The 16,100-nt window shown below is 50.5% G+C and carries 14 protein-coding genes; all 14 read right to left on the bottom strand.

Annotated features, from left to right (window positions below; translation table 11 throughout):
- Nucleotides 1–64: 64 nt before the first annotated feature.
- Nucleotides 65–1,762, bottom strand: a complete 1,698-nt coding sequence (locus tag ACE3MQ_RS25400) for a putative polysaccharide biosynthesis protein (protein ID WP_379398112.1) — start codon at nucleotides 1,760–1,762, stop codon at nucleotides 65–67.
- A 194-nt stretch (nucleotides 1,763–1,956) separates the two neighbouring features.
- A complete protein-coding gene (gene spoVT, locus ACE3MQ_RS25395) occupies nucleotides 1,957–2,499 on the bottom strand; it encodes a stage V sporulation protein T (protein ID WP_379398062.1) in 543 nt (180 codons plus the stop codon).
- A 327-nt stretch (nucleotides 2,500–2,826) separates the two neighbouring features.
- The gene (locus ACE3MQ_RS25390; protein ID WP_379398060.1) at nucleotides 2,827–3,969 is read right to left on the bottom strand and encodes a peptidylprolyl isomerase; all 1,143 of its coding nucleotides are present in this window, start codon (nucleotides 3,967–3,969) and stop codon (nucleotides 2,827–2,829) included.
- Nucleotides 3,956–7,480: a transcription-repair coupling factor gene (gene mfd, locus ACE3MQ_RS25385; protein ID WP_379398058.1), complete on the bottom strand. Its 3,525-nt coding sequence runs from the start codon at nucleotides 7,478–7,480 to the stop codon at nucleotides 3,956–3,958. Before mfd ends, ACE3MQ_RS25390 begins: the two co-directional genes overlap by 14 nt.
- A 149-nt stretch (nucleotides 7,481–7,629) precedes the next feature.
- Complete coding sequence (locus tag ACE3MQ_RS25380) at nucleotides 7,630–7,860, bottom strand: anti-sigma-F factor Fin (RefSeq protein WP_379398056.1); 231 nt, start codon at nucleotides 7,858–7,860, stop codon at nucleotides 7,630–7,632.
- A gap of 148 nt (nucleotides 7,861–8,008) precedes the next feature.
- Entirely contained in the window at nucleotides 8,009–8,569 is a 561-nt protein-coding gene (pth, locus tag ACE3MQ_RS25375; protein ID WP_379398054.1) for an aminoacyl-tRNA hydrolase, read from the bottom strand.
- Between the two features lie 645 nt (nucleotides 8,570–9,214).
- A complete protein-coding gene (locus ACE3MQ_RS25370; RefSeq protein WP_379398052.1) occupies nucleotides 9,215–10,168 on the bottom strand; it encodes a ribose-phosphate diphosphokinase in 954 nt (317 codons plus the stop codon).
- Between the two features lie 216 nt (nucleotides 10,169–10,384).
- The gene (gene glmU / locus ACE3MQ_RS25365) at nucleotides 10,385–11,779 is read right to left on the bottom strand and encodes a bifunctional UDP-N-acetylglucosamine diphosphorylase/glucosamine-1-phosphate N-acetyltransferase GlmU (RefSeq protein WP_379398050.1); all 1,395 of its coding nucleotides are present in this window, start codon (nucleotides 11,777–11,779) and stop codon (nucleotides 10,385–10,387) included.
- Between the two features lie 127 nt (nucleotides 11,780–11,906).
- Nucleotides 11,907–12,191, bottom strand: coding sequence for a septation regulator SpoVG (gene spoVG / locus ACE3MQ_RS25360; RefSeq protein ID WP_110930526.1), 285 nt, complete (start codon nucleotides 12,189–12,191; stop codon nucleotides 11,907–11,909).
- A gap of 183 nt (nucleotides 12,192–12,374) precedes the next feature.
- The gene (purR, locus tag ACE3MQ_RS25355) at nucleotides 12,375–13,205 is read right to left on the bottom strand and encodes a pur operon repressor (RefSeq protein ID WP_379398048.1); all 831 of its coding nucleotides are present in this window, start codon (nucleotides 13,203–13,205) and stop codon (nucleotides 12,375–12,377) included.
- A 70-nt stretch (nucleotides 13,206–13,275) separates the two neighbouring features.
- Nucleotides 13,276–14,130 (bottom strand): 4-(cytidine 5'-diphospho)-2-C-methyl-D-erythritol kinase, encoded by an 855-nt coding sequence (ispE, locus tag ACE3MQ_RS25350; protein WP_379398046.1) that lies wholly within the window; start codon nucleotides 14,128–14,130, stop codon nucleotides 13,276–13,278.
- A 191-nt stretch (nucleotides 14,131–14,321) separates the two neighbouring features.
- Nucleotides 14,322–14,498 (bottom strand): small, acid-soluble spore protein, alpha/beta type, encoded by a 177-nt coding sequence (locus ACE3MQ_RS25345; RefSeq protein WP_379398044.1) that lies wholly within the window; start codon nucleotides 14,496–14,498, stop codon nucleotides 14,322–14,324.
- A gap of 173 nt (nucleotides 14,499–14,671) precedes the next feature.
- Nucleotides 14,672–14,950: a biofilm formation stimulator Veg gene (gene veg / locus ACE3MQ_RS25340; protein ID WP_379398042.1), complete on the bottom strand. Its 279-nt coding sequence runs from the start codon at nucleotides 14,948–14,950 to the stop codon at nucleotides 14,672–14,674.
- Between the two features lie 249 nt (nucleotides 14,951–15,199).
- On the bottom strand, nucleotides 15,200–16,096 hold the full coding sequence (gene yabG / locus ACE3MQ_RS25335) for a sporulation peptidase YabG (RefSeq protein ID WP_379398040.1): 897 nt from the start codon (nucleotides 16,094–16,096) through the stop codon (nucleotides 15,200–15,202).
- Nucleotides 16,097–16,100 lie beyond the last annotated feature (4 nt).

The following is a 16,100-nucleotide window of genomic DNA, read 5'->3' as shown; positions in this document are numbered from 1 at the left end:
TCTACTATAACACCGGAAGGCGTGCATTAAAAATATCATGCGCCTCCTCGCCGAATCAGCGGCGCTACCGCAGCAGCCGCAGACGGTGCAGCGCCGCCACCAGCCGCGGCGAGACGCGGGGCAGTGCCGCCAGCTCAGCCGCGCTCAGCAGCCCGGTGCGCAGCACGGCTGCCGCGAACACGGCGGTGCCAACCGCCACGCCGAGCAAGCTCTCGGCGAGGGCTGCCATGCGCCCGCCGCCCAGCGGCAGCGCGCCCACGCCCAGGCGCACGAGCAGCACGGCGCACGCCATGGCGAGCACGGCCGCCACTGGGCGCAGCAGCGCCAGCGCCGTGCGGGCGCCTCGCTGGGCGCGCCCGGTGCGCCGCGAGAGCAGCGCGAGGTTGAGCGCTGCGGCGGTGCCGTAGGCGGCGATGCCGGCGATGGCGGCGCCCGTGATGCCAAGCGGCGGCACGAGCAGCGCGTTCAGCGCGGTCTTGAGCGCTGCGGCGGCGAGCAGATGCAGCGCGGGGGCGCGGACGTGGCCGAGCCCCTGCAGGAGCGCGGCACTCACGGTGACGAGTGCCCCGGGCGCCGCCGTCCAGGCGATCCACGCCAGTGTTGCGCTGCCGGTGGCGTCCTCGTACAGCATGACATTAATCGGCCTCGCCAGCAAAGCGAGGCCAACCGATGCCGCGAGGCCGATCAACCAGAACCAACGCAGGGCGAGCATCGTCTGCCGCTGGATGCCCTCCCGATCGTTCTTCATACGCAGCTCCGTCAAAGCAGGAATAAACAATACCGATAGCGAGGAGGCCAGCATCGTCACCAGCTGAACTAGCGGAACGCCCCGATTGTATATGCCGACCTCTACCATCGCTTGCAGTTCGTCCGCCCCTCTGCTCTGCAGCAGTCTCGGAAGCGTAAATGTATCCACTAGACTAATGAGCGGAACAGCAAGCGCCGCAAGACAGACGGGAATCGCATAAGCGAGCATCGATAAGAGCAGCTTCGTCCCTTTTTCCCGATGTGCGCTCTCCCCACGATTAGACACCCCAACAGACTCAGACTCGTCCGAATTTAACGTATCGTTCAGCCTTCGGTCAGATGCCGCCCTTCCCCTTCCTCGGGTGCCGTTGATCCAGTAAATAACCATGACGATGAGTCCGGCCGCTCCGCCTGCGGCTGAACCAGCAAAGGCCCCTCCCGCAATAACATCATCCGCGGCTCCGAGCCCCGTCAAGTAGACAAGCAGAATAATCATTACCGCTACGCGCACCGCTTGCTCCGTTACCTGGGAGACCGCCGTCGGAATCATTTCCTGTAATCCTTGAAAATATCCGCGGAATGCAGCGCTTAGCGGAATGAACAGCAGAGCCGGTGCCGCATTCTGCAGAGCCGGAATCAACTGACTGCTGCCGATGGCCCGTGACAACAGCGGAGCTCCGAAATATAGGAGGGCAAAGCCCGCTGCTCCGAGCAGCCCCATAATCAGGCTGGCCATCCGTAGTACGGCCCGCTTGCCTGCCTCTGTACCCAGCACCTGGCGCTCCGCAATAAACTTGGAGACCGCTGTCGGAAAACCTGCCGTAGCCAGCGTAATGATAATCATATAGAACGGATAAACGGTATTGTAAATTCCAAATACCCCGTCTCCCCCGATATTCTGCAGAGGAATTTTCTGCAGTGTCCCCAGAAGCTTGGTCACTATGGCCGCTAATGCGAGCACTGCAGCCCCCTTAAGCAGTTTAGCTGAGCGGGGTTCGATTTTTTCGTCTTTCATAGGCACCCTACTTTACACTTCAAAATGTGCATCAGGTACCATTATATGACGATTTCGCCCCCCGTTAAAGTTAACTGCCCCCTGATGCACCTGGCTGAACATGTCTTTACAAACAAACTCCCGCCTGCCAAACGGAACTTCACCGTTCGCAGAAGCGGGAGATCATCAGCTTTACAGAAGCAGCAGGATTAGAATTACTGCTCCATTTGTTTGCCGAGGAAGCCTGCAGCCGTCTCAGCCATTTTTGATTCAAGCTCTGACATTTTTACAGCATCATCCTTATTCATCAATACTACTGTACCGATAGGGTCGCCGCCCGATATGATCGGAGCAATTACGAAGGAGGATATATTCTCAGGATGATCCTTATTAATTTCATAACTTCCCGTATTCGTCTCAAGCATAATTTTGCGTCCATCCATGCTGCTTTCCAGCAGCGAACTGATTTGCTTGTCCAAGTACTCCTTCTTGGAAGCCCCAGCCACCGCGATCAGTGTATCCCGGTCAGAGATGAGCGTAATATGGCCTGTGCTTTCATACAGAGACTCGGCGTATTCTTTGGCAAAATCGCCTAATTCGCCAATGGGGGAATACTTTTTCAGAATCACTTCACCGTCACGATCCACGAAGATTTCCAGCGGATCTCCCTCGCGAATCCGCAATGTTCGGCGGATTTCCTTCGGGATGACCACCCGTCCAAGATCATCAATACGTCGTACAATTCCAGTAGCTTTCATATCACATGTTGCCCCGCTTTCTTAAGAAGTTTTGACTACTGTCCGATGAATATTTCCTTTGCCCTTTGGTACTGGTACTTAATTACAAAAGTCCGCGATATGGCAGACGGTTTGCATCCCCTTGCATCAAGCAAGTTAGCTGGCGATTGTGTATATGATAAAGGGATCTCGGCTTCTGTGATTCTGACCATAGTATTCATCCCTTTCCAGCACCTTATTCATTCGAATTGACCTTGAAATTAACTTCATTGGCGGATTGGGAAAAGAAAGCAGCGCGAAATATTTCGCGCTGCCCCTTCAAAGGTGAAGTAAGAAACCTAATTCGCCTTACTTCGCACTGCCTGCATTTCCATCCGTTTGCCCACTGTCATTTGCTCCAGTATTACCGCTATTGTCAGATCCCTTATTCGTTCCATCCGAATCTGTGCCTGCGTTGCCTTCGCTTGCCGGTGGCGTTGCAGCTCCGTTGTCGGTTTCCGTGTTGTTCTCCGCCTTAGGCAGGTCGATATTCTTGATGATCTTGTCCAATTCCGTCTCCATGAACTCGTCCAGCTTGTTCGAACCGACCAAGTTCTTGATCATGTCTTTTTCCTCTTCGGTCAGATCCTCGTACTTCTTCTCCGTACGGGATTCGACCCGCATAATATGGTAACCGTAGTCGGTCTCTACGGGCTGACTGATTTCGTCGATCTTCAGCGTCCGCGCCTTTTCCTGGAATTGAGGTACCCATTCCATTACTAGCTTATTCTCATAAAGGCCGCCGTTATCTTTGGAGCCCGGATCTTCGGAATATTCCTTAGCCAGGGTCGCAAAATCTTCCCCTTTATCGAGCTTGGCCTTAACTTCGTTGGCTAGCTTCAGAGCATCTTCCTTGCTGCGCTCCTTGCCTTCCGCATCCGTTAAGCCAATCAGAATATGCCGTACCGATGCTTTCGTATAATCATCTTTGGTCGCTTCAAATTCCGTCTTGATGTCTTCCTCCGTAATTCCAGCCGTCTGGCTGGCCACTACCGTGAAGATGCGAACCATGTAGTTTTTCAATTCTTCCTCGGTCACCTTTTGAGCGTCCAGCATTTGCTTAAATGCGTCATCGCCCATTTGCGTTTTAATCGACTTCAGTTGATCTTCCGCTGTTTTCTTGCCTTCCTTCTGCGCCTTATCGTCGGCTTTCTCAGACAAGTATTCATAGGTTATGGCTTGCTTCACCAAAAATTCCCGGAAATCGTCCAATTCCAGCAGCTGTCCCATCTGCGGCTGAAGTGTCTTCATGATACGCAGCTCCAGGTCGAATTCCTTCTCCGTGATTTCTCCGCCTTCATAGGTGGCGACCACTTTACCTGAGCTACCGTTATTTGCAGCTTCCTTATTCCCGTCATCCTTCTTACCGCAAGCTGCCAGCATGGAAATCGTTAAAACCGCTACCAGCGCGATAAAAAGAGTCTTCCAGGAACGTGCTTTACTTCGAGACATCTTGTAGTTCCCCTTTCAATTTGAACGAAACCTTCAGGGCCTCAAGGAATTGCTCCAACAAACCCATCAATGCTTTATCGTCCAATTCCTTGGTTTTGATTCGGATCAGCATGGCTGAACCCTGATTAAATTGTACACGCCTTCCGAACAGATTGCCAACTTCCGCAAGTTTGGCCGGAATGATATCCTTCTCGCGCCCATCGAGGAACTTAATGATAACCTCGTCACCCCGCCGCGTCATGGACTCAATGCTATAAAGCTTCCCATATAGCTTCACTCGGGCTACGGAAAGCAAATTAACTACAGCCTCCGGCAGCTCGCCGAAGCGGTCGAGAAGCTCGTCCTCCAACTCGGCCACGTCCTCAAAGGATGCTGCTGATGCTGTTTTTTTGTAAATCTCGATCTTCTGAATACTATCATAAATATAGTCGGACGGTAAATATGCATCAATGCCGAGGTCAATCGTCGTATTCCATGTCGTATTCTCAGGCGCTTCCTCGCCAAGCATCGATACCTTCCGCTTCTGTATTTCCTCGGCCAGCATTTGCGAGTAAAGGTCAAATCCTACAGAAGCGATAAATCCATGCTGCTCCGCACCGAGTAAGTTTCCGGCCCCCCGAATGGATAGATCCCTCATTGCGATCTTAAAGCCGGAGCCGAGCTCCGTAAACTCCTTGATGGACTGAAGGCGCTTCTCTGCTACCTCCGTCAAGGACTTGTCTCGCTGGTAGGTGAAATAAGCATAGGCGATCCGATTTGAGCGGCCGACCCGTCCACGCAATTGATAAAGCTGGGAAAGCCCCATCTTATCCGCGTCATGGACGATTAATGTATTTACGTTCGGGATGTCCACCCCGGTCTCAATGATGCTCGTGCTGACCAGCACGTCATATTCGCCATCCAGGAAATCAAGAATGGTCTTCTCGAGCTCCTGCTCCGACATTTGGCCGTGCCCTACTCCCACTCTAGCCTCCGGAACAAGCATCGATATTTGCGCAGCCATCTCCTGAATGCCCTGAACGCGATTATACAGGTAATAAATTTGCCCGCCCCGCGCTAGCTCGCGCTCAATGGATTCCCGTACGAGAGCCTGACTATGCTCTACGACATAGGTTTGAACAGGGAATCGATTCTCTGGCGGCGTCTCGATGACCGATAAATCCCGCACGCCGAGCATAGACATATGCAGTGTCCTTGGAATCGGCGTCGCGGTTAAGGTCAGGACATCGACATTGGTCTTCAGCTTCTTGAGCTTCTCCTTGTGTGTTACGCCAAACCGCTGCTCCTCATCGACAATTAACAGGCCTAAATCCTTGAATACTACGTCTTGGGATAGAAGGCGGTGCGTACCGATGACAATATCGACCGTCCCTTGCCGAATACCCTTTATCGTCTCATTCTGCTCTTTGCGGCTGCGGAAGCGGCTCAAGGTCTGAATGTTGATCGGATAACCTGCAAATCGTTCACGGAACGTCTCGTAATGCTGCTGTGCCAAAATCGTCGTCGGCACGAGTACAGCTACCTGTTTGCCTTCGATAGCGCTCTTGAAAGCAGCTCGTATGGCCACCTCCGTTTTTCCATAGCCCACATCGCCGCATAGCAATCGATCCATCGGTCGAGGCTGTTCCATATCCTTCTTGATTTCCTCAATGGCTCTAACCTGATCGCGAGTTTCATCATACGGGAACATCGCCTCAAACTCCTGCTGCTCGGGAGTATCCTTCTCGAATCCATAGCCGGGCGAAGCCTGGCGATCGGCATACAGCTTGATGAGATCATCGGCGATATCCTGTACCGAGGAGCGAACCTTGTTCTTGACTCTCGTCCATTCGTTTCCGCCGAGCTTGTATACTTTTGGTTCTTTATCTTCTGAACCTACGTATTTCTGGATCAAATCAATTTGCTCGATCGGTACGGACAGTTTATCCCCGGCCGCATACATAATATGCATATAGTCCTTGTGTATGCCGCCGACTTCCAGTGTACCGATGCCGAGGTATTTACCGATCCCGTGATTTTGGTGAACCACGTAATCGCCGACTTTAAGCTCCGTATAGCTTTTGATCCGCTCGGCGTTATCCATGCTTTTCGTTACTTTGCGCGCCTTACGCTGCTTCTTGGAGAACATTTCCCCTTCTGTAATAACGACCAGGTGTACCGAAGGCAGCTCAAACCCGGACTGCAGGTTCCCCTGCAGCAAGGTAGGCTCATCAATGCCATAGTCGAGCAGCACCCGGCGCATCCGCTCGATGCGCTCCTCGCCGTTCGCCAGCATGATCACATTTGCTCCGCTCTTTTTCCAGCGATCCATTTCCGCTTTGAGTACGTTCATTTGGCCATGAAAATCCTGCATCGCACGGCTGACGAAGTTAATAATGTTCTGCGGCTGAACATGGGGCACCTGCCTTAGGAACAACGACAGGAACAATGTCTGAAAAGGACGACGGTAAAGAACCTGATCCCCCTCCATCGCAAGCGGCAGATCAGGCAGGCTTTTGCCATTCTGGAACAGATGCAGGTGCCATTCCGCTTCATCCCGCTCCAGCTGTTTCGCCGTCTCCAGCAGCCTAGCCGGTTCGTCCAGAATCAGCAGCGTGTCATCTGCCATAAAGTCGTATAGTGTTTTGCTCTCAGGGTAGATTAACGAAATATATTTATAGATTTCAGGAAAATACACCTGCTCACGCAGCAGTTCAATTTCTCTGGAAATCTCCTCTTTCAATTTTTGCTTTGCCTGACGATCCGTCATTTTCTCCAACTGCTGCTCCAGCCGTTCGGATACGTCCTGGGCCGCCTTGGCCAGTCGCTCCTTGGAAGCGATAAGTTCCTTGCATGGAGGCACCGAAACGTGCTTCACCTGATCGATGGAACGTTGATCCGCTGGGTCAAACGTACGAATCGAATCAATTTCGTCATCGAACAGCTCGATCCGGTAGGCCACTTCAGCAGTCAGCGGATAGAAGTCGATAATTCCCCCGCGAATGCTCATCTCTCCGCGCGATTCTACTCGTTCAACACGCTCGTAGCCGAGCTCGACCATTTTGTTCAAAAATTGATCCAGCTGCAGAGTGCCGCCTAGGGATATGTCCAAATGCGCAGCAGCCATCGTTTCTGGCGATGGAATGAATCTGCGGATGCCCGAATAAGGCACTACTACAACTCCCCTGAATCCTTGGGAGCATTTCAGCAGTACCTCAATCCGCTGTGCCAGCGTCTCGGGACTAGAGACCGCCGATTCGGCAGCGACAAGCTCGTTCGCCGGATAGAGCAGCACTTCATCAGGCGATAGCGCTTCCTGTAAATCTTCCGCAATTTTCTGAGCTGCAAACATATTATGAGTGACGACAAACAGCGGACGGTCTGTTTCCTTGTACATCGCGGCCAGCATGATTTGTTTAGACGATCCGGATAAACCGGAAATCAATTGTTCCTTCATCCCCGAGTTGACGCCCGCGAGAGCGGTCGCAAAATCAGAGTCCTTAGAAAAAGCTTGTATAAGTGCTTGTAGCAAATGAGGCACCTCTCTTAAAATACTTACTAAAAATCTATATCTGCCGTTTCACGGCCTGTGGACTCGAAGCAAAAAGGAGCCTCAGCAACCGTGCCAAGGCTCTATTCTAGCTCCATCGATGTATAACCTGCGCTGTTTGTTCCGCCTGGTCATTGCAGCGGGCTGTTGAGCAGTGTCAGCTCTGGATGATTCAATAGCGCCTCGGCGCAATAATCGCAAGTCACGCGAACCGTAGTATCGCCGCTCGAATCATACGCTATTATATCTCTCCGCTCATCGGGGGTCAAGAAATGGAAACCAAGCTGCGCTTCGGATATATCCGCAGCTTCAATTCGGCCAATTTGAGTGCGGCAATGTCTGCATACATAGTTTATTGCCATCTATATGCCTCCTGAAACATCATTATACCTTCAGTATGCCCCGAATAACCGACGTTTAGCCTCGGTCACAATCTGCATTTCGCTGCAATAATCTACTGAGGTTCTGTTCCAGTCGCAAAATGGAATACAACTTTGTTTATAACCGTTATCAGCGGTTGAACTTAGCCATCGTTTGTTCGAAGGTATGATCCAGGCTGAACTCCAGCGCATCGCACGCCTCTTGAATCGAATTATCCAACAATGGCCTCTCTTTCTTTGCAAAAGAGGACAGTACATAATCGACGATGGCATAACCCGGCTCCGGTCTGGAGATGCCCATCCGAATCCGATTGAACGTTTGGGTTCCGGTATGCTGAATGATGGACTTAATTCCGTTATGACCGCCGGCGCTTCCTTGGTAACGAAGGCGATTTCTGCCTATTTCAGTATCCAGATCATCATATACAACGATCATGTCTTCTAGGCTGACCTTATAATAATCCATGAATGCCCGAACCGCTTCACCGGACAAGTTCATGTAAGTCATCGGTTTAATGAGCGCAACTTTCTTTCCGCCAATCAGGCCATCCCCGATCAGGGCTTTGCATTTGCTTTGGCGGATATCTATGCCGTGCCTTCGAGCCAGCTCGTCCAGCGCCATAAATCCGATGTTATGTCTTGTTTTCTCATATTGGGCTCCCGGGTTACCGAGGCCTACGATCCATTTCATGAGGTGGTATACTCCTTTCAGTGAATCTCAACCCTCCCAAACCCTCCCTTACCGTAAGGGAGGGCCCCCAGGGCCTGCAGCCCTCGGGACTCCCGCAAATTGGGGGAACGTGGGAGGTACAGAGGCGCTCCTGCGCGCTGTCCCCTTCGGGGATGCGCTCTACTTTCGGTGCGTGGGACGTTTTTCCCCCTTCGGGTACGTCTTACTTTTGGTGCACCCGGGCAACCTGGAAACATGCTGCGGAATGGGGGAGGCTCGGCGCTCCCGGGCTGTATTATGCTCTGAGCCGCTTGTCGCCCTGACGGGCCCGCTCTACGTCCCTGCTCCTGCGGAGGGAGGTGATTGAGCGGCTTCGTGCTATTTATGCGTTACTCCCTACTAGGAATCGCTCTCCCTTCGGGATACGCTTTGCTTCGTGATCTTCTTCGTGCTGTATGCGTGACCCCCTGCTGAGAGACGCTCTCCCTTCGGGATACGCTTTGCTCCATGATCTTCTTCGTGCTGTATGCATTACTCCCTGCTGGGAGACGCTCTCCCTTCGGGATACGCTTTGCTTCGTCGTGTGTCTCTATATAGACGTAAATACGCCGATAAGGGTTACATCTTCCGTATGGGAAGATGTAACCCCCGAATAACAAGGAATCCTTATTCGATTTCGAACAGTTTACTGATGGAGAGCTCCTCATGAACGCGAATAATCGCTTCTCCCATCAGCGGAGCGACCGACAACACTTTAAGCTTGCTCGTTGGATTCGGATGCGTAATTGGAATCGTATCAGTAACCACAACTTCCTTCAGCGGAGAGTTTTCCAAACGTTCCATCGCCGGACCAGACAGCACAGGATGCGTACAGCAAGCGTATACTTCTTCTACACCGCCTTCTTTCAAGGCATTGGCGCCAAGTACGATCGTACCGGCAGTATCAATGATGTCATCGACGAGTATGGCTGTCTTGCCCTCGATGTTACCGATGATATTCATCACTTCACTGACATTCGGCTCCGGACGGCGCTTGTCGATAATCGCCAGGGGTGCATTCAGGAAATCCGCCAATTTCCGGGCACGCACAACGCCGCCATGGTCCGGTGATACGACGACCGGATTCGGAATTTGCTTGGAACGGAAATACTGTGCCAGAATCGGCACGCCCAGCATATGGTCAACCGGAATATCGAAGAAGCCCTGAATTTGCATCGCATGCAAGTCCATTGTAATGACGCGATGCGCACCGGCCTTCTCAATCAAATTCGCTACCAGCTTCGCCGTGATCGGGTCACGGGAACGGGCCTTCCGATCCTGGCGTGCGTATCCGTAATACGGGATAACCACGTTAATGCTTTTGGCTGAAGCCCGCTTCAAAGCATCCACCATAACCAGAAGCTCCATTAAATTATCGTTGACCGGTGCGCAGGTCGATTGCACGATATATACGTGACAGCCGCGTACGCTTTCGGACAGCTTCACCTGGATTTCTCCGTCGCTGAAGCTTGTCGTATCCGAGTCTCCCATCGGAATGCCGATATAATCGGCAATTTGATGCGCCAATTTGGGATTAGAGTTACAGGTGAATATCTTCAGTTTAGAATCACAATAAGTCATAAAATAAAAACCCTCCGTGCTGTATCGATAGTTCATATCGATCTGGTCATTAAAATGGTTACTGCGTCTCATTCCATTGCGATATGTTGTCATGCCTTTACTGCAATAAATCAAGATTCCCCGGCACACACTTTTATGAACACATACTTCTATATTACACTATCTTGCTATGACATTACTAATAGAGGTTGTTCACTTTGTGAACGAGAGCTATGATTATTTTTCTCTGTCATGCCTGGCCTTTGCCCGGGCGCGAAGCTTCTCGGCATATCCTGCCTTATTCTCCTGTCGATTTCTGGCAATGGCAAGGTCGTTATCCGGCACGGAATGAGTAATGGTTGAGCCTGCAACGACATAAGCCCCTTTACCAACCTTTACCGGTGCAATCAAATTGACATTACTGCCCACGAATGCATCGTCTTCAATTTCCGTAATAGATTTATTATAACCATCATAGTTGACGGTTATCGCACCACAGCCAATATTTACATTTTTGCCCACTTTGGCGTCCCCGATATAGCTTAGATGAGACACTTTAGAGCCCTCGTCAATCGAGGCGTTCTTAATCTCCACAAAATCTCCAACCTTAACGTGCGATCCAAGCTTTGAACCTGGACGCAAATAAGCGAAAGGTCCAACGGTAGCCTCACTACCTACTTCAGCATCCATAAGTACCGAATGCTTAACCTTTGCGCCGTTGTCGAGTTTGCAATTATTTATTTCAGTTCCAGGCCCGATGACGCAGTCCTCGCCGATCAACGTATTTCCCGATAGCGATGTTCCCGGATAAAGAATGGTATCCGCTCCGATTTGAACATCCGCTCCGATATACGTCGATTGAGGGTCGATGATGGTAACGCCATTCAGCATATGCTTCCGGGCAATTCTCTCCCGCATAAACTGCTCTGCTTCCGAGAGGGCCAACCGATCATTGACGCCGATCGACTCCGCATAATCCTCGGTCATATAGCCTTCAACAACTTCGCCGGAATCTACAAGAATACCGATAACATCCGTCAAATAATATTCCTGCTGGGCATTGTTGTTCGTTACCTTGCCAAGAGCGGCAAACAGCTTCGCATTATCAAAACAATAAGTGCCTGTATTAAATTCCTGCACCGCATCTTCTTCCGGAGAACAATCCTTCTGTTCTACGATCCGCACAACAGAACCATTCTCCCCCCGGATAATTCGTCCATACCCCTGCGGGCGTTCCGTCCAGGCAGACAGCACAGTAGCCGCAGCACCGCTCTTCGTATGCAAGGCGATGAGCTCCTCCAGCGTCTCTGGCTTCACGAGGGGCGTATCTCCGCATATGACAATGGTAATTCCCTCTTCACTGCTCAGCAGCGGCTCTGCTTGCTTCACAGCATGGCCCGTACCGAGCTGCTGCTCCTGTAGAACGTATTCAGCCGACGTTCCGAGATATGACTGTACAGCATCTGCTCCGTGGCCTACAACCACAATACTTCGTTCACAATGAATTTGCTGAACCGTGTCCAGAACGTGTCCGACCATCGGTTTGCCGCAAACGGGATGGAGCACTTTATAAAGCTTGGACTTCATGCGCTTCCCCTGACCTGCAGCAAGAATAATCGCTAATCTTTTCAAGGCCCCGGCCTCCTTCTCTAGAACTCATTACTGAATATATCTTATTTAAGACAAAAAGAAAAGAGAGCCATGATATACATGGCACCCTTTTCTTCGAACCCCAATTGGTTAAGACAAAAACCAGTACTTAAGCCCCTTCTTCAATAACTTCTTCTTGGTCAGCAGCGCGTTCGTACTCAGCCAATACTGCGGCTTGAATCTTCTCGCGTGTGCCTGAAGAAATTGGATGCGCGATATCCCGGAACTCCCCGTCCGGTGTGCGCTTGCTTGGCATTGCTACAAACATTCCATTATTTCCGTCGATGACGCGAATGTCATGAACAACAAATTCGTTATCGATGGTAATGGATGCAATTGCCTTCATTCTGCCTTCCGAGCTGACTCGGCGGAGCCTTACATCCGTAATTTGCATATGTGTTCACCACCTTTTTCCATCAGGGACTTGGTGTAATATTCCACATAGCCAACGGAAATCCTCCTTTTTTATGGAACAAAATACCCTAAATTCAGGAATTTTTTTGAAATCATGAGATTTTCGACATGATTCGTCTATAACACAGTTGATTTTTTATAAATCGACATAAAAACTAGTCGGTTATTCTATAGAAAAATAATTGCCAGGCTCAACTTTGATTTCCTTCCCCTTAGCATCAACCACCGTGAGCGTTGCCAAGGACACATAATCCTGGAGCAATCTTTGTTCCGACTCGATCTCTCCCGATTCTACGAGAACGCCGACTCCAGCGACCTTGGCATCAAATTCGGCAAGTAGGTCTACCATCCCCTGGATCGTTCCTCCAGCCTTCATGAAATCGTCCATAATCAGGACTCTGGATTTCTCTTTGAGCGCACGGCGCGACAATGTCATCGTATGCAGGCTTTTATGCGAGCCCGATACATAATTGATGCTAACAGCAGATCCCTCTGTAACCTGATGGTCCCGCCTTACGAGCACGACTGGTAAATTCAGCTCAGCTCCAGTGGCATAGGCGAGAGGTATTCCTTTGGTCTCTACGGTCATGATACAATCGATTTCGCGATTCGCAAAAATAGTAGCAAATAATTTACCGGCCTCATTCATGAGTGCAGGCTGACCTAATAAATCGGACATATACAAATATCCGCCAGGCAAAATACGATCCGGCTGCGACAGCTTCTCGCAAAGCTGATTAATAAATACAAGGGCATGCTCCTTGCTTACCATAGGAATATACTTTACCCCTCCGGCAGCCCCAGCCAAGGTGTGCAGCTCGCCCATGCCTTCGCTTTCGAATACTTCTTTTATAATAGCCAAGTCCTCGCTTATGGAGGATTTGGCTGCTCCGTAACGCTGTGCAAAAGTCGTCAGTGGTATCAAATGATGGGGACGTGACAATAGAAATCGCGTCATTTCCACCAATCGAGCGCTTCTTTTTAGTTTTTTCACGAAGTACCCCTCTAAATCCGAATATTTTAATGAAAATATTACACGTTTGTACGTCTTTATTCAAGTATGTTTAAGTAAGCAGGCGTACGGCGTATACCTCTTTGCAAAAACCCCGCAGCCCATTATAAATTCGGGATACCTTGGATTCCTTAGAAACCAGGCCGAATACGGTTGGCCCGCTGCCGGACATTAAAACGCCATCCGCTCCAAGCTTCAGCATCGATTCCTTAAGGTGCGCCACCTCGGGATAAAGCTTCAAAGTCACCTCTTCCAGCACATTGCCTAATTCCTCGCATACCCCTTGGAATGATAAGCGCTCAATTGCCTGCCGCATGCGATCCGCCGAAGGGTGCGTCATTACTTCATCACTGCGGAAGCGACCGTAAATTTCAGCCGTCGATACGTTGATGGGCAGCTTCGCCAGCACGACCCAGCACTGCGGTGGATTGGGAAGGGGGGTAAGCAGCTCCCCCCGGCCAGTCGCAAGCGCCGTTCCGCCTGTAATGCAGAAAGGTACGTCCGACCCCAATTCAGCACCGAGCTGCTTAAGCTCTTCCATGGGGATCTGTAGATCCCATAACCGGTTTAAGCCACGCAGCGTCGCTGCTGCGTCGCTGCTGCCTCCAGCCAAGCCTGCGGCTACCGGAATATTTTTATCCAAATGAATATATACGCCGCTACGGACGTTGTACCGTTCTTTAATCAGCTTAGCCGCCTGAAAGGCCAAGTTCTTCTCATCCAGCGGAATATAGCCAGCCTGACTCGAAATAATGATCGTATCCCGCGAGAGGGCTTCCATCTCCAATCGATCAGCTAAATCCACCATGGTCATGATCATTTCAACCTCGTGATAACCATCCGGTCGCTTATGCAATACGTCCAGCATCAAATTGATTTTGGCCGGAGCTTTCTCGTAAATCTTCAAGGCGTACACCACCCTCAGCATGTCCATGGAATCATTTCTTACTGTTATGCAAGTAATAACGTTTACCATATTATAAATTTAACTGCCGCCTTCGTCTATTGCAGACGGTCAAATACATGTCGTGTGTACGCTTTATTCTTAATATGTTAACAAACAGGGGGCCTTCCTGGATCAGGAAAGCCCCCTGTGAATTATTCCCGTGCAGCCGCACGCTCTGCCAGCTCAATCGCCCTCTTCACCATGTTGCCGGCATCCTTCGCCTTAATGCCTCCCCAGCCTTCCTGCTGAACGGTGTCGTAGAACCCCAGATCCTTCGCAAGCTCCACCTTCAGCTCATCCGACATCACACTACGCCGTCTCCGTGCCATGGGATGTCCCTCCTTACAGAATGATGGATGTAGGAACATTCGATAGTATGCGCTGTTGAATAGCCTTCATACGACGAAATACCTTCCAAGGGAACGGCAGGAGTAACGGGAAAAAGAAAAAAACGGCTCCGCATGAATGCGGGCAGCCGTTTACTGACTAATCATGATGCTCACTATTTAATATACGTAATCCGCATCTCGTTGTCGCTATTGTCGTCACAAATCATAACTTCAACGGATTCGGTAAGTATATCGGCATAACTGTAAGACACTCGCTTAAAGGTCTGTTGCTCTTCATCCAACTTCACGATAAAGACAGATGGATATGTCTCCTCCAATACGCCGGTACGTTCGACGGTCTTACGGCGACCACCGTTTGCACGCAGCATAATTTTCTGTCCTACATAAGCGTCGAGACTGTGCTTAATTTCCGACAGCGCATTTTTAGCCATTGCCTGTGACCACCTTCTTTCTTTGTCCATTATACACAAAAAACAGTCACATGTCAAACGCAAAACAAATAATTATATCAGTCGGGAAAAAGTATTGTCAACGATTTTTTTTCGACATATTTTTGATGAGCGATTTATCAGTTGAAAATACAGGGGGAAAACGCGCGATTCAGCTTTATCCAGCCGCTAATAAATCCTTGTAAAAAAACAAAAAAGCACCTTGCGGTGCCTAAAGACTGAATATAAGCATTACATGGACGGCACGACCTTCAAGGTAGCTAAGTCCCTAAGCTTGGGCAGACCGATCCGGTAGCTGCCCCGTGTCTCGATTCCACCTACGCCCTTCGTCCCGCTGATCGTATTGTTTAATATTTCCGTCATATTAATGGTATCACGGATCGAGGTAAAGGATACCTTAGCTGCAATGTAGACCGGATCAAGCGCGTGAATGAGGACGCGTGAGGGTGAACTGGCAAAATTAGCTCCAGCCTGCAGCAAAGCCTCAAAATGGGACTGACAAGCTCCTGCGATGACGGTTAACGCATCGAAGTGGCGCTCATACTGTCTAGCCGCCTGTACAGCTTCCACGAAGTGGCTGGAGTTCTTATAGCTCGTCAAATTGTAAAGATCCGCTTGCGGGCGATTCTTCAGCACACCATCATGTCCCGTTATGACGACAATATCCGGGCGAATGCTGGGAAGCAAGCGATATAGTGCGTTCGCCATTTGCGATTCCGTCACGTAATAGCCATGAGCGGGAACCCGGAGCTTTTCGTACAGATCAAGACTCTTTTTCAAATATCGCTCATCCCCGTCCAGATGCAGGACTTTGCCCGGAACCTCAAAATAGGATGGCTCATTCTGCGTGTACCACAATGGACTCAGATTAGCCTGATTACGTTCCGTTTGCTCCTGACGATCCCGGTGCAGCCGTTTAAGCGACTCCGTGGCTTTAATGCGCGCTCTTTTAGCCTTCTCCGTTGGAGAAGCCGGATCGACCTTTACAAGATCGTGCAAAGGCGCATCGGCCAGCAGCCGAAATTCCGTTCCCTTGATCATAGCTTCATTATGCTGTATGCTCTCTACCCGGAATGTCACGTCTCCGCCGTATGATTTCCGGACGACCAAGTCTCCCAAATTCGTCAAATGA

Source organism: Paenibacillus lentus (assembly GCF_042714055.1).
Classification (GTDB): domain Bacteria; phylum Bacillota; class Bacilli; order Paenibacillales; family Paenibacillaceae; genus Fontibacillus; species Fontibacillus lentus_A.
This window is presented reverse-complemented; position numbering and strand designations above follow the sequence as displayed.